The sequence below is a fragment of the Noviherbaspirillum sp. L7-7A genome (assembly GCF_019052805.1).
Lineage (GTDB): Bacteria > Pseudomonadota > Gammaproteobacteria > Burkholderiales > Burkholderiaceae_D > Noviherbaspirillum_A.
Genome location: NZ_JAHQRJ010000001.1, coordinates 3,449,921 through 3,476,204, shown reverse-complemented (window position 1 = coordinate 3,476,204; position 26,284 = coordinate 3,449,921). Strand labels below are relative to the sequence as shown.

The window sequence follows — 26,284 nt, the reverse complement described above, 5'->3', positions numbered from 1 at the left end:
ATAATGGTGGAGGTTGACGGGATCGAACCGACGACCCCCTGCTTGCAAAGCAGGTGCTCTCCCAGCTGAGCTAAACCCCCAGGGACTTGCCAACTTCTCGCTATGACTTCAGCGCTGCTGCCAACTGGTGGGTCTGGTTGGGCTCGAACCAACGACCCCCGCGTTATCAACACGGTGCTCTAACCAGCTGAGCTACAGACCCCGCACACGATGCGACGCCCCTGCTGCAGCGCCTTGTGTACCGATCACTTCATGACCTTGACTGTGTTTTGACTGTTCTCGTTTTGCCGAACAACCGATAAGTGTGGACACCCAACTACGTGCCTATCTCTAGAAAGGAGGTGATCCAGCCGCACCTTCCGATACGGCTACCTTGTTACGACTTCACCCCAGTCACGAATCCTACCGTGGTAAGCGCCCTCCTTGCGGTTAAGCTACCTACTTCTGGTAAAACCCGCTCCCATGGTGTGACGGGCGGTGTGTACAAGACCCGGGAACGTATTCACCGCGACATGCTGATCCGCGATTACTAGCGATTCCAACTTCATGGAGTCGAGTTGCAGACTCCAATCCGGACTACGATACACTTTCTGGGATTAGCTCCCCCTCGCGGGTTGGCGGCCCTCTGTATGTACCATTGTATGACGTGTGAAGCCCTACCCATAAGGGCCATGAGGACTTGACGTCATCCCCACCTTCCTCCGGTTTGTCACCGGCAGTCTCATTAGAGTGCCCTTTCGTAGCAACTAATGACAAGGGTTGCGCTCGTTGCGGGACTTAACCCAACATCTCACGACACGAGCTGACGACAGCCATGCAGCACCTGTGTGCAGGTTCTCTTTCGAGCACTCCCTGATCTCTCAGGGATTCCTGCCATGTCAAGGGTAGGTAAGGTTTTTCGCGTTGCATCGAATTAATCCACATCATCCACCGCTTGTGCGGGTCCCCGTCAATTCCTTTGAGTTTTAATCTTGCGACCGTACTCCCCAGGCGGTCAACTTCACGCGTTAGCTGCGTTACCAAGTCAATTAAGACCCGACAACTAGTTGACATCGTTTAGGGCGTGGACTACCAGGGTATCTAATCCTGTTTGCTCCCCACGCTTTCGTGCATGAGCGTCAGTGTTATCCCAGGGGGCTGCCTTCGCCATCGGTATTCCTCCACATCTCTACGCATTTCACTGCTACACGTGGAATTCTACCCCCTCTGACACACTCTAGCCGTGCAGTCACAAATGCAATTCCCAGGTTGAGCCCGGGGATTTCACATCTGTCTTGCACAACCGCCTGCGCACGCTTTACGCCCAGTAATTCCGATTAACGCTTGCACCCTACGTATTACCGCGGCTGCTGGCACGTAGTTAGCCGGTGCTTATTCTTCAGGTACCGTCATTAGCCCCGGGTATTAGCCAGAACCGTTTCTTCCCTGACAAAAGAGCTTTACAACCCGAAGGCCTTCTTCACTCACGCGGCATTGCTGGATCAGGGTTGCCCCCATTGTCCAAAATTCCCCACTGCTGCCTCCCGTAGGAGTCTGGGCCGTGTCTCAGTCCCAGTGTGGCTGGTCGTCCTCTCAGACCAGCTACTGATCGATGCCTTGGTAGGCTTTTACCCTACCAACTAGCTAATCAGATATCGGCCGCTCCACGAGCATGAGGTCTTGCGATCCCCCACTTTCATCCGTAGATCGTATGCGGTATTAGCTAGTCTTTCGACTAGTTATCCCCCACTCCAGGGCACGTTCCGATATGTTACTCACCCGTTCGCCACTCGCCACCAGACCGAAGTCCGTGCTGCCGTTCGACTTGCATGTGTAAGGCATGCCGCCAGCGTTCAATCTGAGCCAGGATCAAACTCTTCAGTTCAATCTCTGTTTTGTGCCATTGCTGGCAGGTTCCGAAGAACCGTCGCTCACTCAAAATACTGACAGATCGATTCTTGCGAATCGTTCTACTTCTTTGTTGTGAGCACTTGCTTGATATTTTGAGCATCCGGCGTTGCCGCCGGCGCACTTCATCAAGTGCCCACACTTATCGGTTGTTGGTTGTTAAAGAACCGGGCAATTCGGCCTGCTGCCGGCCGTCCCGTGGGACTTGCCGGCTGCTGCGAAGCGTTGTGTTCGTCAGCAACAGAGAGGCGAGATTATGTGGCATTTGCTGTTTGGCGTCAACAGTTTTTTTCGCTTTGCTTCAAAAAAACCGGACCAGCATGCTGCCTTTTTCCGCCCCCGCCGCGCTGTGCTGCGGCGGGGGACGAACTATATCAAAGGTTGCGAAAATTCGGCAAGCGCTTTTCGACGAAAGCTTTCATGCCTTCCTTCTGGTCTTCCGTGGCGAAGGTGCTGTGGAACAGGCGACGTTCATACTGCACGCCTTCGGCAAGAGTGGACTCGTAGGCGCGGTTGATGGATTCCTTGATCATCATGACAACCGGGAGGGACATCGAAGCAATGGTGCCGGCGGCGGCCAGCGCTTCGTCGAGCAGCTTGTCGGCGGCGACGACGCGCGACACCAGTCCTGCTCGTTCGGCTTCGGCGGCGTCCATCATGCGGGCAGTCAGGCACATGTCCATGGCCTTGGCTTTCGACACGGCGCGTGGCAGACGCTGGGTGCCGCCGGCGCCAGGGATGGTGCCCAGCTTGACTTCCGGCTGGCCAAACTTGGCCGTGTCGGCAGCGATGATGAAGTCGCACATCATCGCCAGCTCGCAACCACCGCCGAGGGCATAGCCGGCCACGGCTGCAATGACGGGCTTGCGTACCCGGCGCACGGTTTCCCAGTTCCGGGTGATGTAGTCGCCCTTGAATACATCCATATAGGTATAGCTGGCCATGGCGCCAATGTCGGCGCCGGCGGCAAAGGCCTTTTCGCTGCCGGTGATGACGATGCAGCCGATATTGTCGTCGCCATCGAACGACATCAATGCATGCCCCAGTTCATCCATCAATTGATCGTTGAGCGCATTGAGCGCCTTGGGCCGATTCAGGCGAACCAGTCCGACCTTGCCCTGCGTTTCCACAATGATATTTTCATATTGCATGGAGACCTCCACTGAAATGTGCCCGGATGGCCGGCGCATTGTATCTGCTTGCAGAGTGTTCAAGGATGCAGGCCTGCGCTTGCAGCCTCGCCCGCTGTGATACCGGCATTCACGCCGTGCCCGGTTTGGGCAACAGCACCCAGAGCATGCCGCGTTGCTTCATTTTCCCTGCCTTCTCGCCCGCTTCCGCGCCAAAGCCCCAGAAGTAATCGGCCCTGACCGCATTCTTGATTGCGCCGCCCGTATCCTGGGCCAGCATCATGCGCTGCAGAGGGGCATTGCTGCCGGGATGGGTGGTCGACAGGAAGACCGGCGCGCCCAGCGGGATGAAATTCGGATCGACCGCGACGGAGCGCTGCGGCGTCAGCGGAACACCCAGCGCGCCCTTTGGCCCCTTGCGCGGGTCGGTCAGCTTCTCTTCCTTGAAGAAGACATAGCCGGGATTCGCATTGAGCAGTTCCTGCTGGCGCCTGGGATTGGCTGCCAGCCAGGCCTTGATGCCCTGGGCGGATGCCTGGTCCATGGTCAATTCACCCTTGTCGACCAGATAACGGCCGATCGAGCGATAAGGGTGGCCGTTCTGATCCGCATAGGCGATGCGCACCACTTCCTTGGTATCGGCAAACTGGACGCGGCCGGAGCCCTGCACCTGAAGGAAGAAGGCATCGATCGGATTGTCCACCCACACCAGTTCGTTGCCGCTCATTGCCGTCGATTGCGTCAGTTCAGCGCGCGCCGGATAGGGAACGACCTTGTTGCCAACCAGCTTGCCGCGCAGGCGCATGTTCTTCAATTCAGGATAGACACTGCCGAGATCGATGGTCAGCAGGTCATCCGGCGCGCGGTGCAGCGGGGTCTGGTACGGGCCGCCGCGCTTGCGGGCGCCGTTGAGCAGGGGCTCGTAGTAGCCGGTGATCAGGCCGTTGTCCGTGCCGTCGGGATTGAACACTTGGTGCGGCACGAAGAATGCCTCGAAGAACGTACGGATCGCGCCAGCACTGTTGGCGTCGACCGTGCGCGCCACAGTGCAGGGCTCCTTCCAGGCGGCTCGCCTGATCATCACCTCGCAGGATGTCAGAAAGGCGGGCCATGCTTCGCGCACATCGTCGCGGTCCCAGCCGGGCATGGCGTTGAAGGCCACGGGGCGCAATACCGGACCGGCGGCCGGGGCCGGGCCTGTTGCCGGCGGCTGCGCCGGCGCAGTTTCAACCGACTTGGGCGGCGTGGTGCTGCAGGCGGCAAGAAGTGCTGTGATGACGACGGAGGATGCGAGTAAACTGAAGCGCTTGGATAACATTGGAACTCAATGGCATGTGGTTACTGATATTAGAGGCCTGCGTCGCATTTTTCCTGCTGGTATTCATCGTCTGGTGGACGATGTTTGCGGGCCGCAAACCGGACCAGCAAGTGCGCCGGCCACCACCTGATGATGACAAACCGGCTTGAACTGCGGGACGTCAGTGTAGCGTGCGCGGCAAGGACAGCACAAATTCCGCAATGGGGGCGTCAAACCGGGTGCCGTCCTCGGCAACACAGAAATAGCTGCCCGACATGGTGCCGTGCGGCGTCTTCAGGGAAGTGCCGCTGGTGTACTCGAACTGCTGTCCAGGCTGCAGCAGCGGCTGATGGCCGACCACACCGAGTCCCTTCACCTCCTCCACCTTGTCATTGGCGTCCTTGATGATCCAGTGACGGGAAATCAGCTGCGCCGCGACCTGCCCCGTATTGCGTATCGTGATGGAATAGGCGAACACGAAGCTGCCGTGTTCAGGGTCGGACTGTTTCTCCAGATACTGGGTTCTGACCGAAACGGTGAATTCATAAGCTGCCATTTGATTCCTTTGCCGGATTGATGTCTGCGCGACGCTGACGGTGCCGCGATGCCATTTTGGCAGCAGGGCCCGGCCGTGCGCGCCAAGGTAGAATAACGGATTGTTCCAATTGACGAATTCCATGGCTACTTATCGCATCGCTCCCAGCATCCTCTCCGCCGATTTTGCCCGTCTTGGCGAAGAGGTCCGCAACGTGGTCGCCGCCGGCGCCGACATCATCCACTTCGACGTGATGGACAACCACTACGTCCCCAACCTGACGATTGGGCCGCTGGTATGCGAAGCGATCCGGCCGCATGTGCAGGTGCCGATCGACGTGCATCTGATGGTCAAGCCCGTGGACCGCATCATTCCCGACTTCGCCAAGGCCGGCGCCAACATCATCACCTTTCATCCGGAAGCGTCCGAGCACATCGACCGCACGCTGCAGCTGATCCGCGACAATGGCTGCAAGGCCGGCCTGGTGTTCAACCCGGCCACGCCGCTGCATTATCTCGACCATGTGATGGACAAGCTCGACATCATCCTGCTGATGTCGGTCAACCCCGGCTTTGGCGGCCAGTCCTTCATTCCCGAAGCGCTGAAGAAGATCGCCGACGTGCGCCAGCGCATCGATGCATCCGGGCGCGACATCATGCTGGAAGTCGATGGCGGCATCAAGGTCGACAACATCGCCGCCGCGGCAAAGGCGGGCGCCGACACCTTCGTTGCCGGTTCGGCCATCTTCGGCAAGCCTGACTACAAGGCCGTGATCGATGCCATGCGCGGCCAGCTGGCTGCCGTATGAACGCGCCTGACACCCTGTTTGCCGGCATCCGCGCAGCCATCATCGACCTCGACGGCACGATGATGGATACCGCGCCGGACTTCCTGGCGGCGGTCAATGCGATGCGTGCCGAGCTTGCGCTTGCGCCGGTGGGCATCGACGTGATCACCCGCTTCGTCGGCAAGGGCACCGAGAACCTGGTGCGCAGCATCCTCGGCCTGGACCATGCGCCGGAGCAGGCGGCCGCGCATTACGAGCAGGCGTTGAATGCCTACATGCGCTCCTACAGCGCCATCAATGGCCGGCATGCGACGGTGTATCCGGGCGTGGCCGAAGGCTTGCGCGCCATGCAGCAACAGGGACTGCGCCTGGCCTGCGTAACCAACAAGCCGGTCGGCTTTGCGCTGCCGCTGCTGGAAACCGCCGGCCTGCTCGATGCATTCGAAGTGGTGTACGGCGGCGACTCGCTGCCGCGCAAGAAACCCGATCCGATGCCGCTCTTGCAGGTCTGCGCCGATTTCAGCCTGGCGCCGCGGCATGTGGTGGCCATTGGCGACTCGTCCAACGATGCCCAGGCGGCGCGCGCGGCCAACTGCCGGGTGCTCACCGTGCCTTATGGCTACAATCATGGCCAGCCTATACAAGACGTTGATTCGGATGGTATAGTCGACACGCTTTTGGATGCAGCCCGACTGATCTCAGCAGCAAATCCCAACCAACATGTCTCTCAATAAAAAACGCAGCTTATCTGCGCCGGCCGTTCCTGAGGCCTGGCCCTGGCGACGCTGGCAATCCTGGACCTGGTAGTCCCCGATTGGCTGTCGAGTGCGCTCGCATGCGCGCTCGATCACGTTTTTAACGCAAGGACCGCGCACCCATCCCTTACGCGGTCGGGAGAGAATCATGACCGAACTCGAATTCAAATCGCTGGCCGCGCAAGGCTACAACCGTATTCCGCTGATCGCTGAAGCCTTCGCCGATCTCGAAACCCCGCTGTCCCTTTACCTCAAGCTGGCGCAGCAGCAGAACGGCGGCAAGAATACCTTCCTGCTCGAATCCGTTGTCGGCGGCGAGCGCTTCGGCCGCTATTCCTTTATTGGACTGCCCGCTTCCACCCTGCTGCGCAGCTATGGCCGTCGCACCGAAGTCGTTACCAATGGCGCGGTCGTGGAAAGCGTGGACGGCAATCCGCTCGATTTCATCGCCGACTACCAGTCGCGCTTCAAGGTCGCGGTCCTGCCCGGCATGCCGCGCTTCTGTGGCGGCCTGGCGGGCTATTTCGGCTACGACACGGTGCGCCATATCGAGAAACGCCTGGCCGAGACGGCGCCCAAGGATGACCTCGGCCTGCCCGACATCCAGCTGCTGCTGACCGAGGAACTGGCCGTCATCGACAACCTCTCGGGCAAGCTCTACCTGATCGTCTATGCCGATCCAACCCAGGCCGAAGCTTTCCCGCGCGCCCGGCGCCGCCTGCACGACTTGCGCGCGATGCTGCGCCGCGCGGTCGATGCACCGGTGACGTCGGCCTCGGTACGGACCGAGTCGGTGCGCGACTTCGACAAGGCGGCTTACCTGGAGGCGGTTGCCCGGGCCAAGGAATACATCATGGCGGGCGACCTGATGCAGGTGCAGATCGGCCAGCGCATCAAGAAGCCGTATGTCGATTCGCCGCTGTCGCTGTACCGGGCGCTGCGCTCGCTCAATCCCTCGCCCTACATGTACTTCTACAACTTCGGCGACATGCATATCGTCGGCGCGTCGCCGGAAATCCTGGTGCGCAATGAAGGCACGCCGGATGGCGGCAAGAAGGTGACGATACGCCCGCTGGCCGGCACCCGGCCGCGCGGCAATACGCCCGAGCGGGATGCGGCGCTGGCAACCGAGCTGCTGGCCGACCCGAAGGAAATCGCCGAGCATGTGATGCTGATCGACCTGGCGCGCAACGACATCGGCCGCATCGCGCAGACCGGCAGCGTCAAGGTCACGGACAAGTTCGTGATCGAAAAGTATTCCCACGTACAGCACATCGTCTCCAATGTGGAAGGCGCACTGAAGCCCGGCATGTCCAATCTCGACGTGCTGCGCGCCACCTTCCCGGCCGGCACGCTGTCCGGCGCGCCCAAGGTGCGGGCGATGGAGATCATCGACGAGCTGGAGCCGACCAAGCGCGGCATCTACGGCGGCGCCTGCGGCTACCTGTCCTTTGGCGGCGAGATGGACCTGGCGATTGCGATCCGCACCGGCGTGATTAAGGACGGCATGCTGTATGTGCAGGCCGCGGCCGGCATCGTGGCCGACTCGGTGCCCGAGATGGAATGGCAGGAAACGGAAAACAAGGCGCGCGCGGTGCTGCGCGCGGCCGAGCAGGTGCAAGACGGCCTGGATGGAGGAATCTGACATGCTGCTGATGATCGACAACTACGACTCATTCACCTACAACCTGGTCCAATACTTTGGCGAGCTGGGTGAAGACGTGCGCACGGTGCGCAACGACGAAGTCACGCTGGAAGAGATCGTTGCGATGCGGCCGGAACGCATCTGCATCTCGCCCGGCCCCTGCACGCCGCATGAGGCCGGCGTCTCGGTGCCGGTGCTGCAGGAACTGGCCGGCAAGCTGCCTATCTTGGGCGTCTGTCTTGGCCACCAGGCCATCGGCGCGGCTTTCGGCGGCAAGGTGGTGCGGGCAAAGCAGGTCATGCATGGCAAGACCGACCTGCTGCATCACACCGGCGTGGGCGTGTTCAGGGGCCTGCCCGATCCGTACACCATCACCCGCTACCACTCGCTGGCCATCGAGCGCGCGTCGCTGCCGGATTGCCTGGAAGTGACGGCCTGGACCTCGGACGGCGAAATCATGGGCGTGCGCCACAAGGCGTTCGACATCGAGGGCGTGCAGTTCCATCCCGAGTCCATCCTGACCGAGCATGGCCATGAACTGCTGCAGAACTTCCTGAAACGTTAAGCGAGACCACCATGCCGATCACACCACAGGAAGCGCTGCTGCGCTGCATTGAACACCGCGAGATCTTCCATGACGAAATGCTGTCGCTGTTTCGCAGCATCATGTCGGGCGAGATGTCGCCGGTGATGGTTGCCGCCCTGACCATGGGCTTGCGGGTGAAGAAGGAAACCATCGGCGAGATCACGGCGGCGGCGCAGGTCATGCGCGAATTCGCCACCAAGGTGCCGCTGGAAGACACCAGCGGCCTGCTCGACATCGTCGGCACGGGTGGCGACGGCGCCAACACCTTCAATATTTCCACCGCCTCGATGTTCGTCGCTGCCGCCGCCGGCGCCCGGGTTGCCAAGCATGGCGGGCGCAGCGTGTCATCCTCCTCGGGCAGCGCCGATGCGCTGGAAGCGCTGGGCGCCAACATCAATCTGCAGCCGCAGCAGGTGGCCGAGTGCATTGCCGAAACCGGCATCGGCTTCATGTACGCGCCCAACCATCATGCGGCGATGAAGCATGCCGCGCCGGTGCGGCGTGAGTTAGGCGTGCGCACCATCTTCAACATCCTCGGACCGCTGACCAACCCGGCCGGCGCGCCCAATATCCTGATGGGCGTGTTCCACTCCGACCTGGTCGGCATCCAGGTGCGGGTGCTGCAGCGCCTGGGCGCGCAGCGCGCGATGGTGGTCTGGGGCCGCGACAACATGGATGAAGTCTCGCTAGGCGCGGCCACCATGGTGGGCGAACTGGTTGACGGCCAGATCCGTGAATATGAAATCCATCCTGAAGACTTCGGCCTGCAGATGATCGCCAGCCGCAACCTGAAGGTGGGCAATGCGGCGGAGTCCAGGGAAAAGATTCTGGAAGCGCTCGACAATGTGCCGGGCGCACCGCGCGACATCGTGGCGCTCAATGCAGGCACCGCCTTGTATGCCAACGGCATGGCGGCCGACATCGGTGCCGGCATGCAGATGGCGATCGACACCATGGCCTCGGGCGCTGCCCGCGCGAAGATGGAACAGTTCGTCGCCGCCACCCGGAAAATCGGCGGCGCCTGACGCGGCGCATCGTCCAGCACAGAGAAAGCAGCAACATCATGTCCGACATACTCAACAAGATCCTGTCCGTGAAGGCCGAGGAAGTGGCTGCGGCAATGCGGCAGCAGAGCCTGGCCAGCCTGCGCAATGAGGTCGAGAGCGACCGGCAGTTGCGCGACGATTTGCGCGGCTTCGAGGGCAGCCTGCGCGGCAAGATTGCCGCCGGCCGCGCCGGCGTGATCGCCGAAGTGAAGAAGGCCTCGCCGTCCAAGGGCGTGCTGCGCGCCGACTTCGATCCGGCAGCGATTGCCGTGAGCTATGAAGAACATGGCGCGGCCTGCCTGTCCGTGCTGACCGATGTGCAGTTCTTCCAAGGCGCGCCCGAGTACCTGCAGCAGGCGCGTGCCGCCTGCGAGCTGCCGGTGCTGCGCAAGGATTTCATGGTGGACCCTTACCAGGTGTACCAGGCCCGCTCCTGGGGTGCGGACGCGATATTGCTGATCGTGGCCGCGCTGGACCATGGCCTGATGGCGGAACTGGAAGCCTGCGCGCATGAGCTCGGCATGGACGTGCTGGTGGAAGTGCACGACGGCGCAGAACTCGACGCCGCGCTGCGCCTGAACACCCGGCTGCTTGGCATCAACAACCGCAATCTGCGCACCTTCGACACCTCGCTGCAGAACACGCTGGACCTGCTGCCGCGCATTCCGAAGGAGAAGCTGGTGGTCACCGAGTCCGGCATCCTGAATGCCGACGATGTCAGGCGCATGCGGGAAGCCGATGTGCATGCCTTCCTGGTGGGCGAGGCATTCATGCGGGCGGCCGATCCCGGCGCGGAACTGGCGCGCCTGTTTGGTTGATACCGTGAGCAAGCTGGCACGGCGCGCCGTGCCAGCTTGCGGTTTGCCTACTCCGCCAGCCAGGCAGCCCGCATGCGGGTGGCGGCCGCGGGTTTTGTTTCCGCCGTCAGTGTGAGCTGCGCCGCGTCATCGGCCATCAGCCTGACCGAAAACACCATCAGTTCGTCGCGCCGGAAGGCATGCACCGTCACCGTGTCGCCCACGCCGTAACGCGACATCAGCGCATCGAGATTAGCTGCGTTGACCCGCAGGCCGTCGATCGCCACCAGCAGATCGAGCGCCGACAGGCCGGCACGGTGCGCCGCGCCACCTTCATACACATTGGCCAGCTTGCACTCATTGCCTTCCTTGACCGTGCGCGCGCCCAGCGACGGCTTGCCGCCATTGCGCTTGTCGGCCACAGTGACGCCGAAAGGCGCGAGCAGCTTGTCCAGCGCGACATCGTCGGTGCCATGGATATGGCGGTCGAAGAAGCGCTTCAGGCTGACGCCGCTGACTTCCTCGAACAGGGCCAGCGCATCGCCCTCCTCCAAACCGCGTCCGCCGCTTTCGCCATCGCTGTAGAAGTCCCTGCCGTAGCGCTCCCACAGGGCGCGCATTACATCGTCCAGCGATTTCTTGCCATTGGTGGCGGCGCGTATCGTGAGGTCCAGGCCCAGGCCCACCAGCGAGCCCTTGGTGTAATAGCTGACGATGGCGTTGGGCGCGTTCTCATCCTGGCGGTAATACTTGACCCAGGCGTCGAAACTCGATTCGGCCACGCTCTGGCGGGTGCGTCCGCTGCCGCGCAATACGCCGTTGGCGGTCTTGGCCAGCAGCTTGAAATAGTCCGCCTCGCTGATCAGCCCGGCGCGCACCAGCATCAGGTCGTCGTAGTAGCTGGTGAAGCCTTCGAACAGCCATAGCAGCGAGGTATAGCCTTCGCTCTGCAGATCGTAGGGCGCAAAGGCGGCCGGCTTGATGCGCTTGACGTTCCATGTGTGGAAATACTCATGGCTGCACAGGCCCAGATAGGTGCGGTAGCCATCGGTCATTTCCTTCTTGCCCTGCACCGGCAGGTCGGCGCGCGAGCAGATCAGCGCGGTCGATGCCCGATGCTCCAGGCCGCCGTAACCGTCGCCAACCGCCAGCGTCATGAAGACATAGCGCCGCATCGGCGCGCGCCGTGTGCCGGGCTCGAACAGCCGGATCTGCGCTTCACAGACCTTCTTCAGGTCGGCGCACAGCCGGGTCAGGTCCAGGTTCGGCACTTGCCCGGTGATGACCACGTCATGCTGCACGCCATGCGCCCTGAAGGTCGCCAGCGCAAACGTGCCCAGCTCCACGGGATGGTCGATCAGCTCGTCATAATTGGCAGCCTGGTACAGGCCGAATCCATAGCGCTCGGCATCAAGTTCCGGCAATGCGGTGGCGACACGCCAGTCCGCAAACGCGGCGCCCTCGGGACGACGGATGTCGACTTCATGTGGCGCCTGCTCCTGCCCGATCACCTGCAGGAACACGCTGGTGCCGTTGAAGAAGGCATGGGTCTGGTCGAGGTGGGCGGTGCGCACCGACAGGTCCCATGCATAGACCTCATAGGTCAGCACCAGCGGGCCGTCGCAGCGGCCGGCCTGCCAGCTATGCTTGTCGGTCTTTTTCAGCGCGACCTTCCTGCCATTGGCCCTGGCTGCGATGCGCACGATGTTGCGCGCGAATTCGCGGATCATGTAGCTGCCCGGAATCCAGGCCGGCAGCATGAAGCGCTGGCCGGCGGGGTCGGGCGTGTCGACCGTGAGAACCACTTCGAACAGATGCGCGGCCGGGTCCTTGGGAAGGATGCTGTAGCGTACGGGCTGGATCATGCGCAGCGGCCCTCAGGCGTTGACGTTGACGACGAGACGGCCGCGCACCCTGCCGGCCAGGATTTCGGGCGCACGGGTCAGCGCGTCAGCCAGCGTGATCTCGCTGGTGATGGCGTCGAGCTTGGCGGGATCGAGGTCGCTTGCCAGCCGCTGCCAGGCAGCGATGCGTTTGGCGGCAGGCGCCATCACGCTGTCGATGCCGATCAGGCGCACGCCGCGCAGAATGAAGGGCGCGACCGATGCCGGAAAGTCGAGTCCCTGGGCCAGGCCGCAGGCCGTGGCCACGCCGCCATAGCGCACCTGTGCGATGGCATTGACCAGGGTATGCGAGCCGACCGAATCGACCACGCCGGCCCAGCGTTCCTTCTGCAGCGGCTTGCCGGGCGCGGACAGCGTGGCCCGGTCGATCACTTCGGCTGCGCCCAGCGATGTCAGGTAGTCGGCTTCATCGGGCTTGCCGGTGGAGGCCACCACCTGGTAGCCCCAGCCCGACAGGATGGCAATGGCCACGCTGCCCACGCCGCCCGATGCGCCGGTGACCAGGATTTCCCCGTCGCCCGGCGCCACGCCCTGCTCCCGCAGCGCCAGCGCCGACAGCATCGCGGTGTAGCCCGCCGTGCCGATCGCCATCGCGGTGCGCGAAGACATGCCCTGCGGACGCCGGATCAGCCAATCGCCTTTCAGGCGGGCGCGCTGCGCCAGGCAGCCCATGTGGGTTTCACCGACACCCCAGCCGTTGAGGATGAAGGCGTCGCCCGGCTTCCAGTCCGGATGGCTCGATGCCAGCACCTGGCCGGCGCCGTCGATGCCCGGCACCATCGGCCACTTCCTCACCACAGGCGCCTTGCCGGTGATGGCCAGGCCATCCTTGTAATTGATGGTGGAATAGTCGATGGCGACGGTGACGTCGCCGTCCGCCGGCAGTTGGGCGTCATCGAGCGACGTCAATTGGGCGGCGGTGCTGCCGTCTTCGTTCTTATTGAGCAGGATCGCATTGAACATGTCTTGTCTCCGTATCGGGAGCACCGATTATAGTGCGCAGCCGCAGATGGCGTATGGCATGCGGGCGCTACAATCGCGGCATTTGAATCATGGAAGGAGGATGCGATGAGCTCCAATGCAAAGGCCGCTCAGGGTATGATCTCGGCGCGTGAGGCGCTGCAGCGCCTGAAGGAAGGCAATCGCCGGTTTGTCGCCGATGAACGCGGCAACGACAGTTATTCGACCCAGGCCCACCGGGCCGATCTGGTCGCGGGCCAGGCGCCGTTCGCCGTGATACTCGGCTGTTCCGACTCAAGGGTGCCGGTGGAAATCATTTTCGATCAGGGACTCGGCGACCTGTTCGTGATACGGGTGGCAGGTAACATCGTTGCGCCATCGCAGGTCAGCAGCGTCGAATTTGCGGCCGAGCGTTTCGGCACGCGGCTGGTGGTCGTGCTGGGTCACACCCGCTGCGGCGCGATCGAGGCCACGCTGGACACCCTGCGGCTGCCGCCACAGCAGCGTTCGCGCGACCCGCATTCCATCGTCGACCGGGTGCGTCCCAGCGTCGAAGGCCTGCTGGAGACCGAGCTGCGGCATGACCATGGCGCGCTGGTACACCACGCCGTGCGCGCCAATATCCGCGCTTCCGCAAATCACTTGCGGCACGGCTCGCAGGTCATCGAGCAACTGGTGCAGAGCAACGGGTTGATGGTGGTAGGCGCCGAGTATTCGCTGGAAACCGGCATGGTCGATTTCTTTGATCATGCCGACCAGGACGGCCAGGAAAGCTGAAACCGCGCCGCCCTACTTGATGGAAGCCAGTTTGGCTTCCAGCCCCTTGGCGTCGATCGCGCCGGGAATGCGCGAGCCGTCGGTAAAGAAGATGGTGGGCGTGCCGGTCACGCGCAGCTTCTGTCCCAGCGCCTTGATCTTGTCGTTGGGCGTGTTGCAGGATTCCGGCGCCGCGGCTGCTGCCTTGCCGTTGAGCATCCACTCATCCCAGGCCTTGTTGCGGTCGGCCGAGCACCAGACATTCTTGGACTTCACCGCCGAGTCAGGCGACAGGATGTTGTAGAGGAAGGTGTAGACCGTCACATTGTCGACGTCCTGCAAGGTCTGGCGGAAGCGCTTGCAATAACCGCAGTTGGGATCTTCGAATACCGCGATCACCCGTTTGCCATTGCCCTTGACCGTCTTCAGCGCCGACTCCAGCGGCAGGTCGGCAAACTTGATCTTGCTGATCTCGTCGACTCTGGCCTTGGTGTAGTCCTCGGTGGTGGCGGCATCCAGGATGCGGCCCACGAACAGATACTTCGCCTGGGCATCGGTATAGAAGATGTCGCTCCCGACCCGGACTTCATAGAGGCCGCTGTAGGGCGTCCTGGTCACCGAATCGATAACGGCGCCCTCGCCCAGCTTGGGCTGGATCTGCTTCTTGATTGTCGCTTCCTGCGTGCTTTCCGCATGAGCGCAGGCAAAGCTCAGCAGCAGGCCTGCGACCACGGACAACTTCAACGATTTCATCATTTCATCAACCTTTTTTTACGGACGGCGCCAGTGGCTTGCCCATTGCATGGGATATCAGGCGCCGTTTTAGGACAGGCAATTGGTCCAGCAGGTTCAACCCGGCATTGCGCAGCACGCGTACCGGCTCGAAGTCGGTGGCAAACAGCCGCTCCAGGCCGTCGGTGGCAATCTGCATCAGCAGGATATCTTCCTTGCGTTCGCAAGCGTAACGGCGCAGCACCCGGGCGTCGCCGCAATCACGCTCGCCGCGCCCGGCCAGCACCTGCAACAAAGTAGTCACGTCGGCAAAGCCCAGGTTCATGCCATGGCCGGCCAGGGGATGCACCACATGGGCCGCATCGCCCACCAGGGCCACGCGCTGGGCAACGATCTGATGCGGGCGCATCAGCGCAAGCGGAAAGGCCCTGGCGTTTTCCGGCTGCAGCGGCGCAAGCTTGCCGAAGGGTTGCCTGGGCAGGGCAGTCAGCCGGGCAGCCAGCTGCGAGAGGGGCTGCTGCAACAGCGTATCGGCCAGTGCGTCTGGCGCGGACCAGACCAGCGACACCTGGTTACCCGGCAACGGCAGCAGCGCAATGATGCCCTCCTCCGAGGTGAACCACTGATGCGCGGCGCCATGGTGCGGGAGTTCGGTGCTGAAATTGGCCACCACCGCGCGCTGGCCATACGGCCGGTAATCCAGGCCGATATCGCATTGCGCGCGCACCCATGACTGCGCGCCGTCGGCGCCCACCACCAGCGCCGCGTGCAAAGCGGTGCCATTGTCCAGATGGATGACGGCTTCCTCGGCCTGCTGCTCCAGCCGCAATGCCCGCGCCGCGACCCGGGCCAGGTTGGGCGCGAAGCGCAGCGCGGCGTCGAGCGCGGCATTGAGGTTGCTGTCTTCGACGATCCAGGCCAGCACGCCGGCTCGCGCGCCATAGGCATCGAAGGAAAGCCGTCCGCCCGCCTGCGGCCCGTCGCCATTGACCACCATTGCATCCACGGGCGCAATGCGCGCACCATCCAGCGCATCCCATACCCGCAGCGAGGACAGCAGCGCATGCGCGACCTGGTTGAGCGCATAGACGCGCAGATCCCAGCCGGCGGATGGTGCAGCCGGCTGCCCTGTGGGCGGCGTCAGCAGGGTCACCGGTAACCCGGCCTGCGCCAGCCCGAGTGCAGCCACCTTGCCTATGATGCCGTTACCAACAACGCAGATCGTGCTCGCGGTATTCATGGATGCGGATTTTCAGAGGAGTGAAAAAGAGTGCCACCATTATAGCGGGTGCGATTGACGAATATTGCCGGCAGCACTTGCATATCACGCGAAGTTTGTTATACTGCACCGCCTTGGCCTGGTAGCTCAGTCGGTAGAGCAGAGGATTGAAAATCCTTGTGTCGGTGGTTCGATTCCGCCCCGGGCCACCAAGGATATCCCTTATAGAACGCCAACCCATGCCGGTTGGCGTTTTTGTTTGTGGTGCTGGCAGTCCTCGTGTCAGGTCTATTTCCGGTAAGCTTTCCTTACGTTGGAATAAGCAAAATACAAGCAGATTTAGGCTTGCAACAGCACTGTCAGCAAACGGCGCAGCTGCGCTGCCTGATCGCTGCTTTTGAAATGTGCTAATCGACCGATCACGCTATCCAATGGAATAATCCAAGATACGAGACCGCGAAGGACACCTTGTACGGCTTCGTGCTTCGTGAAGGCAGGATCTGCCAACAAGACGGGCGCATCGCCGGACAGCACAAACTCGCCCTCGTTGTTTATTACGAATGGCAGCACGCCAATGTGTAGCATTCTTCGACCGAAAAATACGACCAGCGCCAGTTGGTCCTGATAACGCCCGTCCGTCAGGCGCCAGAATTTTCCCTTATTGCGATTATCGCGGCTGTTGTCAGCACCAAAAAACGTACGGGCGTGCTTGGACTCAAATTGCATGTGCTGCAAAGCCGGTGCGTGCAAGGCGACCAGCGGCAAGTCTTTAAGCAACCCCTCCAAATCGACCAAAAAGAAATTTTCCAGCCAGCAGGCTTTGATGGACGGCATCTGTGTGGAGATTTCGCAAGCGATGCGGATACGGTCGGCGCTATCGCCATTGACTAAAAACGATTCCAAATTCACGAGTTTGCTCTTGTAAGTGTTTGTGGCCAGTTCTACTACGTGCCGATACTCCCGAAATGCGTTAGCGAGATTAGGCGCGTCCTGCACTTCCTGCTGGCACAGGTCCAGCCAGCGTAGGATTTCGATGCCATAATGACATCCGCAATAACGCGCAAGACAAACTCCCTGCTCGTCAGCCAAAAAAGCGGCTCCATCATCGTTATCTACTATGCAAAGCTGACCTAAACTAAAAGCCGACGGTCTCATCCGCCCCTTAGACAGGTACACAATCAATACATCAGCGCCATCTGCTTCGCGTTTTTTCCGAATCTGGCTGACATAGCGCTCAATCTGCGCGGGTTGGTCGAGTGCATCGAGCTTGTTCTCGATGATGATATGCCTTACACCATCGGTAAGGTAGAGGTCGATGTGGCTCGTCTCGCGTTGCACCGACAAGCGAGTCCAATTCAGCCAGCCAGGAAAGCCAAGGACAGCAACAAAGTGCTGCGCAAAGCGATCACCTTTGTTGTGCTTGCCACGAGGATCTAGCATTGAATACAGGAAACGAGAATGCAGCCGGACTTCGTCATTCACACTTAGCAACGCCGCGAGCAGACTGAAATCGTTTGTCCCAGCCTCACGCTGTGAGCGGCGCTCCCGATCAAAGTATTGATAGTCGGTAAAAAACTCTGCTAACAAGTCCGTTTCCCCATCGCACGCATTGCATTCAATTCATTGCATTCTAATCCGCGCAGCACAATAGGAAAGCCCTTGTCTCGAAACTTCTTATATCAGTGGTTCCATTACGCCCGGGCCACAAAGATTTTCTTACAGAGCGCAAACGCATGCAGGTTGGTGATTTTGTTTGCCGCATCAGAAGTCCTAGTATCCGGCTGTCCCTTACCTGACACGAGGTCGCATGCCTGACCGCATCGTGACCTGCAGTTCAAATCGTCTTATCCCGTGTATTGCAATATCACGTGACGAGTCCCCGGGTTGTCCATTAGTAAAAAACCGCATTATTCATGTTTGAAAATTAGCAGGCATTTGCAGAATGTCTGCTACTCCCCTGCTCTAGCGCCTGGCAAAAATTCGATCCCCGTCCGCCGGACCAGTTCTCCATAAGAGATCGGTCTATCAGCACGCGCGTCGTCAGTATTTTCAATCCAATGCGCCCACGCGCGATTTGTGGTCGCGTCATAGACCAACTTATAAAGATACTTAGGGACACGGACACTTCCAGTACCGATGGTTTGCGAACTGGCATCAAAGATCGGTCCAGTAATAACATATACGTCGCCTTGTGCCCGCATCACGTACTTCCTTGTTGCCTTTTCAATGCCCGCCCAAGCTTTTTGATTATTAACAGGCGCTTGTGGGACTATGTTGGCTAGGGAAAAGCTTTGCGCCATTGCTTGGGCCGTTGCCATATCCGCTGCAGGCGCCATGTGTCCTCGGGACCACCCGCTATGTTTATAATCCTCTAACTGCGCACGTTCAGAGAACGGCAACCTGGCATCAGCGAAAAATCGATTCGTTCGTTTTTCTCCTTTTGCGTCGTCCAATTGCTCCTTGTTAAGCCGTTCAGCAACGAACAACGGCGTTTTTGTGACGCCCGAATGAAGTACCGCAAACGCTTCATAGCAAAGCGGGCGCCCCTTAAGAGCAGAGACATCTGGAACCCGAGGAGATAATTCCGCCACAAAGAACTGGGGACAGGCCTGAAAGGTAATTTCTTTGCTGACTTCTTTGGCATTAGCAATAAAACTAGCGCTAAGCAGTAGCGCCGTTATTAAACACAGAATATTACGCATCAATAATAAAAATAATGTGAATTTAAAAAAATGACATGCCATCGTCGCGCCAGCAGGTGTTGCCTTTTGTAATATAGGCCATTTCTTATTGTGCTATACGATGCCAACCCGTGTTGTTTTGCTTAACTCATTTCAAATATCCAAGCGCTAGAACGAACTCAGCTTGTCATTCTCAAATGGCTTAATATTTCGCTATGACGGTATATCGCTGAATTGAAAACAATCTTCTCCATTCCGGCTTCTTTGCACTTCCATCGCATGAGTAAGACATTAATGAAAAATATCAGCGCGGAACTTAATATCGCCGACGGTATGATTCGCACCCAACACCGTCATTGTCACGGTCCAAGTGCGGACCATATCCAGGGTCTCCTCGGCGAACCGGCGCTGCCCCCGCCGCCCGCGCCTCTGCGCAGTTAGCAAATACACTTCTGCTCGAAGAAAACGCAGCTAGCCCATTCCCTGAAGATGTTTGCTCATTAGCTGCGGCATAAGGGCTGCGTGAAAGCATTGAGCCATTTCTACCACCATGGCAATGGTAGTCCCCGGTACTACGTTTAGTATGACACCCGTCTTTGTCCAGGCCGCCACTATGTGCCCATACGTCACTAATGAACGTAAACGCAACAAGGGCCATTAGAACAAAGAATATTGAAGGCGACGGGAAGGCTTTAAGAAAACGCATGCATGACCTTCAATCTTTTTGAGCAGCACCGAAACTCGATGTAAAACGTAACAGAAATTGCCGTATCGTAGCCAGGATTTTTCCTATACAAGTATTACAGATAATGTAAACCTGTTAAGCTCACCCAATTTACACACCAATTCGAGATGCGTGAAACTAAGCCTTTTCTTGCGCATAGAGCTACTCGCCTTTTAAAAGTCGTGCCATTCGCATAAAAAAAGACTCTACTGGCTTGCCTTCATTTATTCTATCGCTTACCTTCCTATCACTGGCAACACCCCTTTTTACACTTGTGTCAGAAACTCCTTTAGGGAGACGCTGATTTATTCTGGCTTAAAGTAGGCGCGCTGACGTTCTGCCAGAATGCGGCGTAAGTCAATCTTGGGACAGGATGATGCAGTCGAGCTTTTCTGAACTGGAATATGCAGCCAAGAAGAAGGTAACGCGGCGTGACCGCTTTCTTGCTGAGATCGAGGCTGTCACCCCATGGACCGAACTAATCACGGTGCTGGAACCGTTCTATCCGAAAGGCGATGGTCGTGGACGACCGCCTATTGGTTTAGTGCGCATGCTGCGTATGTACATCGTCCAGCAATGCTTTGGCTTGTCGGATGAAGGTATGGAAGATGCGGTCTACGACAGCCAGGCCATTCGACGGTTTATCGGCATTGACCTGAATGTCGATACCGCGCCTGATGCCACCACGTTGCTGAAGTTTCGCCGTCTGCTGGAGACCCACAGTCTCACCAAGGTCGTGTTCGATACCATCAATGGCCACCTGGCCGCGAAGGGACTGCTACTCAAGGAAGGCACGATTGTGGATGCCACGATCATTGCTGCGCCGCCTTCTACGAAGAACAAAGCGGGCGAACGCGACCCGGACATGCATCAGACAAAGAAAGGCAACGAGTGGTACTTCGGCATGAAGGCCCACATTGGCGTGGACGCCGATTCAGGGCTGGCCCACACCGTTGTGACCACCGCAGCCAATGTTAATGATGTGACCCAGGCACATGCGCTGCTGCATGGCGAAGAAACGAATGCGTTTGGCGACGCAGGCTATACCGGCGTGATCAAACGAGAAGAGAATCAGGCCAGCAAAGTAACCTGGCACGTCGGCATGAAGCCGGGTAAGCGCCGCGTTTTACCGGACACGCCACTGGGCCAGCTTCTGGAGAAAATCGAGCATGCGAAAGCAAGCATACGTGCCAAGGTCGAGCATCCGTTTCATGTAGTGAAGAATCTGTTCAGACACCGCAAGACCCGTTATCGCGGTCTGGCAAAGAACACAGCTCAATTGTTGACGCTGTTCGGCATGGCTAATCTGATGCTGGCGAAAAAACGCTTAATAGCGATCGATGCCCCAGGTGCGTCCTGAGCAAGGGAAAACGGCGAATGAAGCGGTAAAAAGGTACCTCTCCGACCAAAATGGGCCGTCTACGGAGTCCATTTCGCATTAAGCATGACCATAATCGAGCGCTCCTTACTATGAGCAATACTTCAGCGCCTCCTTAGCAAGCATATGCTTTAAATGATTTTCCATTTCTTCAAGCTTGGAGATCAATCTAGAAAGTTCCGAGTCACCATCCATAGTCATTTTGCGGCTTCAATATTGAGATAAAAAGAAAATCTCGCCGCATCACGAGCATAAACAAGCCTGGTATTTTCACGAAACCGAAGGGAGTAGCGGCAGTCAGGCTTTGCAACCAAAAGAGGAGCAAATACTTTTCTGAACTCAGCCGTTGGCAATTCTCTTACTGAGTCATAACTACGCCCGACTAATTTCAAGACATCTTCTAAATCCTGACTATTGCCTAGGAACGATATAGATGTATCGGTAGCAACTACGGTGGCTAGGGGCTTAGGAACCTTCTTATCTCCAACGGCACTAAAAAGGCAGGGAGGCTTCCCAAATCCTTCTTTAAGCTTTCGAAGTTCATCAAGTTTTGGCGATATATTCTCCGCACCGCCTGCTTGTTGAGCGACATTGACAGCTGCCATGACTTTCTCTATTCCACCAGCCTTGTCTATAAAGTCTGCGGTGCCTTTTAGCTCTTTTATGGGTGCCAAGTTGGTTAATATATCAGTAAGCTCAACAAGATTTGAGACTCCAGTAGCATTTATAATTTTTTTTACTTGCTCTTCCTTCTTCTCCCGTTCCGCTTTAAGTTCACTCTGCAAGGAATCAGCCACAACGTAAAGTACAAGACCGAAGAAGAAAACTTGAAGAAGAAAATCAATTAACGTAAAGAAAAATACATCATCTGAACGTTTCATCCAACCGACTCCGGATGTTTGGTTCGATCGATGATATTTTGCGCTACTTGAACAAGCTTATCAGTTAGAAGAGAAACGGCCTTAGAAGATCGAGCAACATCGGCTTCTAAAGCTTCTGTAGAACGTGTAATTGACGTCTTAATTCCATTAGAGGAATCTGAAAGCAGCGTCTGTGTAGTAACCACGGAATCTGATAAACCATTAAATAGCTGACGTAACGACGAAATAGATTTTTCGAGACTGTCAGCGCTTGAAACAAACTTTCCAGCTGCATCAATTGTTTTAGCTGATTCTGATGTATTCGCTGAAAGTTGCTTTGAATGCGCTACAGCTTCCTCAATAATTTCGCAAATTTGGTCTAGAGAGTCCGCTACTTCCTCGCCTATGTCTTTTAAAGCAGTAACTTGCTTCGGTAGAGTTGTGAGTTCTTGTTGAAGCCTGTCTGCTCCAACACTCGCGCTCTGAAAACTTATTGCAAGAGCATTCGCGTTTGTAGTTAGAGGAACTAGACTAGTTGTGAGACTTTGTGTATTCGTTGTTAACGGCGATAAACTAGCAGCCATTTTATGCATGCCTATTGCTAACGAATCACTTGCGGTCGCAGCATCACTTATATTGGTGACAGCAACATCCAACTTGCTAGAAGCACTAGCCAATCCTTCTAATTGCTCGGCTGCCTTCTGCGTAAGCGTACGCATATTTTTAAAAGTAGGCCCTGTATCGGTCACTACTTTGGCCACGTCAGTAAGTCCCAATACTGCCGTTGCCATTTTCTGGTTGCATTCTGCGAATGCGTCACTTGCTAAGCGAACTGACTCACTAGATTTTGAAAATATACCGTCGTTTCCGCCTAACATATCAATTTGCGAAGATAGTTTACGGAGATTTTCGTCTAAACCTGCTGAGGTCAGGATTGTTTGTTGGGTAGCTTGCGCTCCCTCACGTGACTTCAACGCAAGTTCCGCAAGCGCTTTATTCAATGATGTTGCTGCTTCTACAGTAGATTTTAGGCTTCGGGTTAACTCTTCACGCTCAGCAATAAATGATGTGTCACTAACGAGTCCGCGTATCGTAGTCAAACTGTCCCGTGCGGTCTCTAATGTAGCTTTCATTTCTTGTTTAAATTCGCTTGCAGCGTCGAGCATTGCCTTTTCAAGCGTTGTATGCGCAACTTCAGTTACTTCTGCCGTTTTCTTCATAAGATTAGTAGAAAAAGCTGTGAGTTGCTCAGATGCCATTTCAACATTGTTGACGAGTTCAATGGAACGTTTTACATAGCGGTCGAGAATGGCTTCAGGGCTTGCTTCGTCCACCATTGTAGAAATACTACTTAGATGCATGCGCGCTACCACCGCATATCCGGTCGCAAAAAGGCCAACCCCGAACTGATAAACCACTGTCTTTAAGTTTTCTGCGCCTTCATTGTTTGCGATCACTATTGCACTTATACCTAATGCTGCAACAGTTACTAGGAATCCGAAGTAGTAAACGCTGTCAATGGCAGTTTGACTAAGCCCCGTTTTCGCCTGTGGTCTCAAATAAAAAATATGATAGTAGACTAACGGCACCACGCCACCGGCCATTGTTGCAAAGGGGGACAGCTTAAATACTGTTGCCCCAACTAAAAGAATAAAAGAAACGGAAACGCATACTGACATTACTCGGAAATAGTTACGAGTCATTTTTTTCCACCGGAAGTTATTGAGCTTATTGCCGTGCCGCCAGGCAAGAAGTCAACTGTTAATGCCGCTTGCGTGCCTTTATTGTCACCAAAAAACCATGGCCACAATTTATCTCTACACTTCAGAGTCTCTTTTGACTGGTCAAGCCGTGGAATTAAATTAAGCTGTACATTGGTGTTTACAAATACAGGACGTTCCATGGCTCCCGATCGCGATTCACGGTAGCGAACTACTGTATGGACGGCCGAGGCACACTTGTACAATGAGAATTTAGAGGTGTGCTCTAGCATGTCAGAGAAAATCAGCAATGTATTCGAAGGGCTGCGAAGATAGTGACTTAGAGAGATATCTGTTAACGCTTGTGCAATCGGTGATTCTTTAGATTCACTTGGCGCTTCTGATAATGCAACACGGATTGGCGCCTCAAAATTTTTTTGAAAGCGTCGCTTAATGAGCTCAACATTTTCAATTGCCCTATTACCGCTATCAGGAGGTCTACAAAGTGTGACCAGAGGCTTCAGAGATTTTTTTGAAATATCCGATATTGTGAAAATGCTGACTCTTTCGTTCACTTTTACTTTATCGTATATATGTGCCATTGCGCGCGAAGCAATTTCATCTCGTGTTTGGTCTGTGATTTGATCTGTATAATCAAGAACGATTACGGTACTGGATGATACTTTACCAATACAATTATCGGCTCCAGGTTTGGGTTTGTTTCCAAGAGCGAACTGCACTCCGAATATCAAACCCAATGTAGCGAGTACGCCAGCAAAAAGCCATATGCCTTTCTTGTCTTTTGCACTAAGCACCAGTTTTCTCCATGCTCCTCCGATGAATCACTGTCACCGCTCTATTAATACGTTCATGAGCATCATCTTCCACATCCTTAAGAAATGCGGAAAAGGTCTGATTTAGAATTGAGGCGGACTCGCTTTGCAAGCTATGAAGTTTTCCATTAAGAGGCTCTTGGTATTTTTCTCGGAATAACTTTATACGCTCTTGAACTCGTTCTAGTTCTTCGATGTATTGCTTCGCTGCCGAATTGTCAACCATTGGCGTCAAATCGGCAATTTCTTTAAAATAGCTAGGGGGTTCAGTTGCCCTTACTGCTGTGTTTGCGTTGCGATAGGCTCCGACAAGCATAGCGAAATCACGCTGAATCGTTGCAGCCTGATTACTTAAAAGAGATTGCGCTGCACTTAGGTCTGAAATACGACGCGCCATAAGACCAATGAGTTGAGCAGGTTCATGCAACACAGCTTGAACATCGGCACGTCGATGATGTAAAAAGTCTTTAATTTTCTGACGAAGCAAATCTTGCTGCTCGATTTCTACTGATTGTGCTTGTTTTACGATGCGGTCAATTTTTCCGTAACCAGGATACTTGTCATCAAGAGTATATCCTTTGTGGAATGCCAAACCGCTTAGGACAATACCAAGTCCTAATAGGACAAAGCTGCTAAGGTCTGCAATATGCATGTCCAAAATAAAGATTTTCTTTGCTTCGCTTGCAGCATTTGCGAATCCCTCACGAACCTGCATAATGTCAGTAGGGTCGACTAATAATTGGTATTCGGAACGAAACGCGGCGAAGAGTGCGTTACAGTAAACTGCTAAAACGATAAATAGCAACAGACAACCCCAGCCTAATATTTTGCTATCAGTTGCAGTTAGATTTTTATAACGAAAGCCGTAGCCCAAGATTACTGCCCCGATCATATTTACCGCAGCCACACTTAAAGCAACAAAGAATCCTCCAAGTAGACCTTGAGCGTTCTCATAAAAAAAAGCATTTATGCATGTTTCGACAAGAGCGAGCACAGCAATGATAGCAAGGTGCAAGATGCGACTTTCAGGGTAGTCAGCTTGTGTCGAAATGTGATTCTTAGCCCTGAAATAACGCCAATCTACTTCTGCGCGCATCCGACTTTCCGTAGCGGCTACTAGCTTGCCGCGATCTTCAGACATATCTGCCTCAATTGTCATAAGCATTGAGCTATCTGACAACAACTGGTCCGCTCTATTGTTAAGCTCTACAGTTTTTTGTTGAGTGTCTGTGACCGCCCGAGCGCTTTCCGTTAGTACTCCGTCAAACAAACGCTGCTCATTAGCTAACCACTTTTCCGCGTCTGTATGAAGAGCTGCCTCATGCTGATCCATACGTAGTGAGTCGCTTGGTGGACGGTTAGCTGCAGCTTCTTTTTGCCCCTTTTTTCGGTAGACATCCAGTTGTGCGGCGATTTCGCCAGAATAGTTAGTGTAAACAGGCATAATTTCTCTTTTTCTTGGCACCAGCGGCTCTTGGCAGCCGAAGGAGTGGAACATCTCCGTCACTGAGGAAGTGTCGGATTTGAAATAAATTGTAACGTTTATTGTTGATGTTTTGCATAGTTTTCTTCCTTTTACGCTACTCGCGGGAAAGATGCAGCAAACCAGCAACGCTAAAAACGGTCGATCTTATGGACTTTGGAGCTACGTCACAGAAAACGGATGCATTTAGCAAAGACGGCTATCATTATCGTCCGCATGGACGAATTTTAAGTAGGCACTGAAGTAAGTTTCGCAGCCCTTCACTAAGGGGCGACTTGCGACATCTATATTTGCACACATCATTTTCTATCAAGTCGGAGCTGCGCCAGGTTAGAGCATTTTTAGACCTGGTAAGCGTTAGGGCTAAATTTGATGTACCTGCTTATAAGGAGAAGCTAACTATGAATGTAAATTTCCGAATCGACGGAAAGTAGGCGCATATATTCTTATATTGGCAGTACCTCACCAAAGCCCAAAGCCTTTAAAGTTCTTTGGACTTTTTCATTTCCGAGCAAACAAAAGGATCCCAATAAATGATGAAAGTTACCGCTTCGCCGACCTGGCAATGGTCCAGCCCACGTTCCTCCTC

The 26,284-nt window shown here is 56.3% G+C and carries 23 protein-coding genes, 3 tRNA genes and 1 rRNA gene; 10 read left to right on the top strand and 17 right to left on the bottom strand.

Going from position 1 to position 26,284, the window contains the following annotated elements:
• Positions 1-4 precede the first annotated feature (4 nt).
• The 5 genes from KTQ42_RS15790 to KTQ42_RS15770 all read right to left on the bottom strand — a co-directional run bounded on the left by KTQ42_RS15790 (position 5) and on the right by KTQ42_RS15770 (position 4,335).
• Positions 5-80: transfer RNA gene (locus tag KTQ42_RS15790), tRNA-Ala, on the bottom strand.
• 45 nt (positions 81-125) lie between these two features.
• Positions 126-202: transfer RNA gene (locus KTQ42_RS15785), tRNA-Ile, on the bottom strand.
• Positions 203-334: 132 nt separating this feature from the next.
• Positions 335-1,864: ribosomal RNA gene (locus KTQ42_RS15780) — 16S ribosomal RNA — on the bottom strand.
• A 397-nt stretch (positions 1,865-2,261) separates the two neighbouring features.
• Positions 2,262-3,038, bottom strand: a complete 777-nt coding sequence (locus KTQ42_RS15775; protein WP_217346349.1) for an enoyl-CoA hydratase — start codon at positions 3,036-3,038, stop codon at positions 2,262-2,264.
• 109 nt (positions 3,039-3,147) lie between these two features.
• Entirely contained in the window at positions 3,148-4,335 is a 1,188-nt protein-coding gene (locus KTQ42_RS15770) for a murein transglycosylase A (protein WP_217346348.1), read from the bottom strand.
• Between KTQ42_RS15770 and KTQ42_RS15765 the strand changes: the two genes are divergently transcribed.
• Positions 4,335-4,484, top strand: a complete 150-nt coding sequence (locus KTQ42_RS15765) for a hypothetical protein (RefSeq protein ID WP_217347050.1) — start codon at positions 4,335-4,337, stop codon at positions 4,482-4,484. The two genes, KTQ42_RS15770 and KTQ42_RS15765, sit on opposite strands and share 1 nt — an antisense overlap.
• An 11-nt stretch (positions 4,485-4,495) precedes the next feature.
• Here KTQ42_RS15765 and apaG read toward each other — a convergent pair whose 3' ends face one another.
• Positions 4,496-4,870: a Co2+/Mg2+ efflux protein ApaG gene (apaG, locus tag KTQ42_RS15760; protein WP_217346347.1), complete on the bottom strand. Its 375-nt coding sequence runs from the start codon at positions 4,868-4,870 to the stop codon at positions 4,496-4,498.
• A 121-nt stretch (positions 4,871-4,991) separates the two neighbouring features.
• On the opposite strand from apaG, the gene rpe reads away from it, so the two are divergent.
• The 6 genes from rpe to trpC all read left to right on the top strand — a co-directional run bounded on the left by rpe (position 4,992) and on the right by trpC (position 10,486).
• A complete protein-coding gene (rpe, locus tag KTQ42_RS15755) occupies positions 4,992-5,657 on the top strand; it encodes a ribulose-phosphate 3-epimerase (protein WP_217346346.1) in 666 nt (221 codons plus the stop codon).
• Entirely contained in the window at positions 5,654-6,370 is a 717-nt protein-coding gene (locus tag KTQ42_RS15750) for a phosphoglycolate phosphatase (RefSeq protein WP_217346345.1), read from the top strand. The genes rpe and KTQ42_RS15750 overlap by 4 nt, the downstream gene beginning before the upstream one ends.
• Positions 6,371-6,539: 169 nt before the next feature.
• Complete coding sequence (gene trpE / locus KTQ42_RS15745) at positions 6,540-8,036, top strand: anthranilate synthase component I (RefSeq protein ID WP_217346344.1); 1,497 nt, start codon at positions 6,540-6,542, stop codon at positions 8,034-8,036.
• Position 8,037: 1 nt separating this feature from the next.
• Positions 8,038-8,601, top strand: a complete 564-nt coding sequence (locus KTQ42_RS15740) for an aminodeoxychorismate/anthranilate synthase component II (protein WP_217346343.1) — start codon at positions 8,038-8,040, stop codon at positions 8,599-8,601.
• An 11-nt stretch (positions 8,602-8,612) separates the two neighbouring features.
• Positions 8,613-9,647 carry an anthranilate phosphoribosyltransferase gene (gene trpD, locus KTQ42_RS15735; protein WP_217346342.1) on the top strand — a complete coding sequence of 345 codons (1,035 nt, stop codon included), beginning with the start codon at positions 8,613-8,615 and terminating at the stop codon, positions 9,645-9,647.
• 38 nt (positions 9,648-9,685) lie between these two features.
• Positions 9,686-10,486, top strand: coding sequence for an indole-3-glycerol phosphate synthase TrpC (gene trpC, locus KTQ42_RS15730; RefSeq protein WP_217346341.1), 801 nt, complete (start codon positions 9,686-9,688; stop codon positions 10,484-10,486).
• A gap of 47 nt (positions 10,487-10,533) precedes the next feature.
• Here trpC and KTQ42_RS15725 read toward each other — a convergent pair whose 3' ends face one another.
• Both KTQ42_RS15725 and KTQ42_RS15720 read right to left on the bottom strand, forming a co-directional pair.
• Positions 10,534-12,330, bottom strand: coding sequence for a M61 family metallopeptidase (locus KTQ42_RS15725; protein WP_217346340.1), 1,797 nt, complete (start codon positions 12,328-12,330; stop codon positions 10,534-10,536).
• A 12-nt stretch (positions 12,331-12,342) separates the two neighbouring features.
• A complete protein-coding gene (locus tag KTQ42_RS15720) occupies positions 12,343-13,332 on the bottom strand; it encodes an MDR family oxidoreductase (protein WP_217346339.1) in 990 nt (329 codons plus the stop codon).
• 135 nt (positions 13,333-13,467) lie between these two features.
• On the opposite strand from KTQ42_RS15720, the gene KTQ42_RS15715 reads away from it, so the two are divergent.
• A complete protein-coding gene (locus KTQ42_RS15715) occupies positions 13,468-14,106 on the top strand; it encodes a carbonic anhydrase (RefSeq protein ID WP_217347000.1) in 639 nt (212 codons plus the stop codon).
• 12 nt (positions 14,107-14,118) lie between these two features.
• On the opposite strand, the gene KTQ42_RS15710 is transcribed toward KTQ42_RS15715, so the two are convergent.
• Together KTQ42_RS15710 and KTQ42_RS15705 are read right to left on the bottom strand one after the other, a co-directional pair.
• Positions 14,119-14,841, bottom strand: a complete 723-nt coding sequence (locus KTQ42_RS15710; protein ID WP_217346338.1) for a DsbC family protein — start codon at positions 14,839-14,841, stop codon at positions 14,119-14,121.
• A gap of 4 nt (positions 14,842-14,845) precedes the next feature.
• Positions 14,846-16,057, bottom strand: coding sequence for an FAD-dependent monooxygenase (locus KTQ42_RS15705; RefSeq protein ID WP_217346337.1), 1,212 nt, complete (start codon positions 16,055-16,057; stop codon positions 14,846-14,848).
• 115 nt (positions 16,058-16,172) lie between these two features.
• Here KTQ42_RS15705 and KTQ42_RS15700 point away from each other — a divergent pair.
• Positions 16,173-16,248 (top strand) — tRNA-Phe (locus KTQ42_RS15700).
• 127 nt (positions 16,249-16,375) lie between these two features.
• On the opposite strand, the gene KTQ42_RS15695 is transcribed toward KTQ42_RS15700, so the two are convergent.
• The 3 genes from KTQ42_RS15695 to KTQ42_RS15685 all read right to left on the bottom strand — a co-directional run bounded on the left by KTQ42_RS15695 (position 16,376) and on the right by KTQ42_RS15685 (position 19,375).
• Positions 16,376-17,623: a PD-(D/E)XK nuclease family protein gene (locus KTQ42_RS15695; RefSeq protein ID WP_217346336.1), complete on the bottom strand. Its 1,248-nt coding sequence runs from the start codon at positions 17,621-17,623 to the stop codon at positions 16,376-16,378.
• A gap of 362 nt (positions 17,624-17,985) precedes the next feature.
• The gene (locus KTQ42_RS15690; RefSeq protein WP_249222780.1) at positions 17,986-18,780 is read right to left on the bottom strand and encodes a DNA/RNA non-specific endonuclease; all 795 of its coding nucleotides are present in this window, start codon (positions 18,778-18,780) and stop codon (positions 17,986-17,988) included.
• Between the two features lie 253 nt (positions 18,781-19,033).
• Entirely contained in the window at positions 19,034-19,375 is a 342-nt protein-coding gene (locus KTQ42_RS15685) for an excalibur calcium-binding domain-containing protein (protein WP_249222961.1), read from the bottom strand.
• A 442-nt stretch (positions 19,376-19,817) separates the two neighbouring features.
• Here KTQ42_RS15685 and KTQ42_RS15680 point away from each other — a divergent pair, with 442 nt between their 5' ends.
• Positions 19,818-20,801 (top strand): IS5 family transposase, encoded by a 984-nt coding sequence (locus KTQ42_RS15680; RefSeq protein WP_217346998.1) that lies wholly within the window; start codon positions 19,818-19,820, stop codon positions 20,799-20,801.
• A 215-nt stretch (positions 20,802-21,016) separates the two neighbouring features.
• Here the strand turns inward: KTQ42_RS15680 and KTQ42_RS15675 are convergent, their stop codons facing one another.
• From KTQ42_RS15675 to KTQ42_RS15660, 4 genes are read right to left on the bottom strand one after another with little or no spacing between them, the layout of a single operon-like run.
• Positions 21,017-21,700, bottom strand: a complete 684-nt coding sequence (locus tag KTQ42_RS15675) for a hypothetical protein (protein WP_217346334.1) — start codon at positions 21,698-21,700, stop codon at positions 21,017-21,019.
• The gene (locus KTQ42_RS15670) at positions 21,697-23,382 is read right to left on the bottom strand and encodes a hypothetical protein (protein WP_217346333.1); all 1,686 of its coding nucleotides are present in this window, start codon (positions 23,380-23,382) and stop codon (positions 21,697-21,699) included. The genes KTQ42_RS15675 and KTQ42_RS15670 overlap by 4 nt, the downstream gene beginning before the upstream one ends.
• The gene (locus tag KTQ42_RS15665; RefSeq protein ID WP_217346332.1) at positions 23,379-24,194 is read right to left on the bottom strand and encodes a hypothetical protein; all 816 of its coding nucleotides are present in this window, start codon (positions 24,192-24,194) and stop codon (positions 23,379-23,381) included. Before KTQ42_RS15665 ends, KTQ42_RS15670 begins: the two co-directional genes overlap by 4 nt.
• A complete protein-coding gene (locus KTQ42_RS15660) occupies positions 24,187-25,710 on the bottom strand; it encodes a hypothetical protein (protein ID WP_217346331.1) in 1,524 nt (507 codons plus the stop codon). The genes KTQ42_RS15665 and KTQ42_RS15660 overlap by 8 nt, the downstream gene beginning before the upstream one ends.
• Positions 25,711-26,284 lie beyond the last annotated feature (574 nt).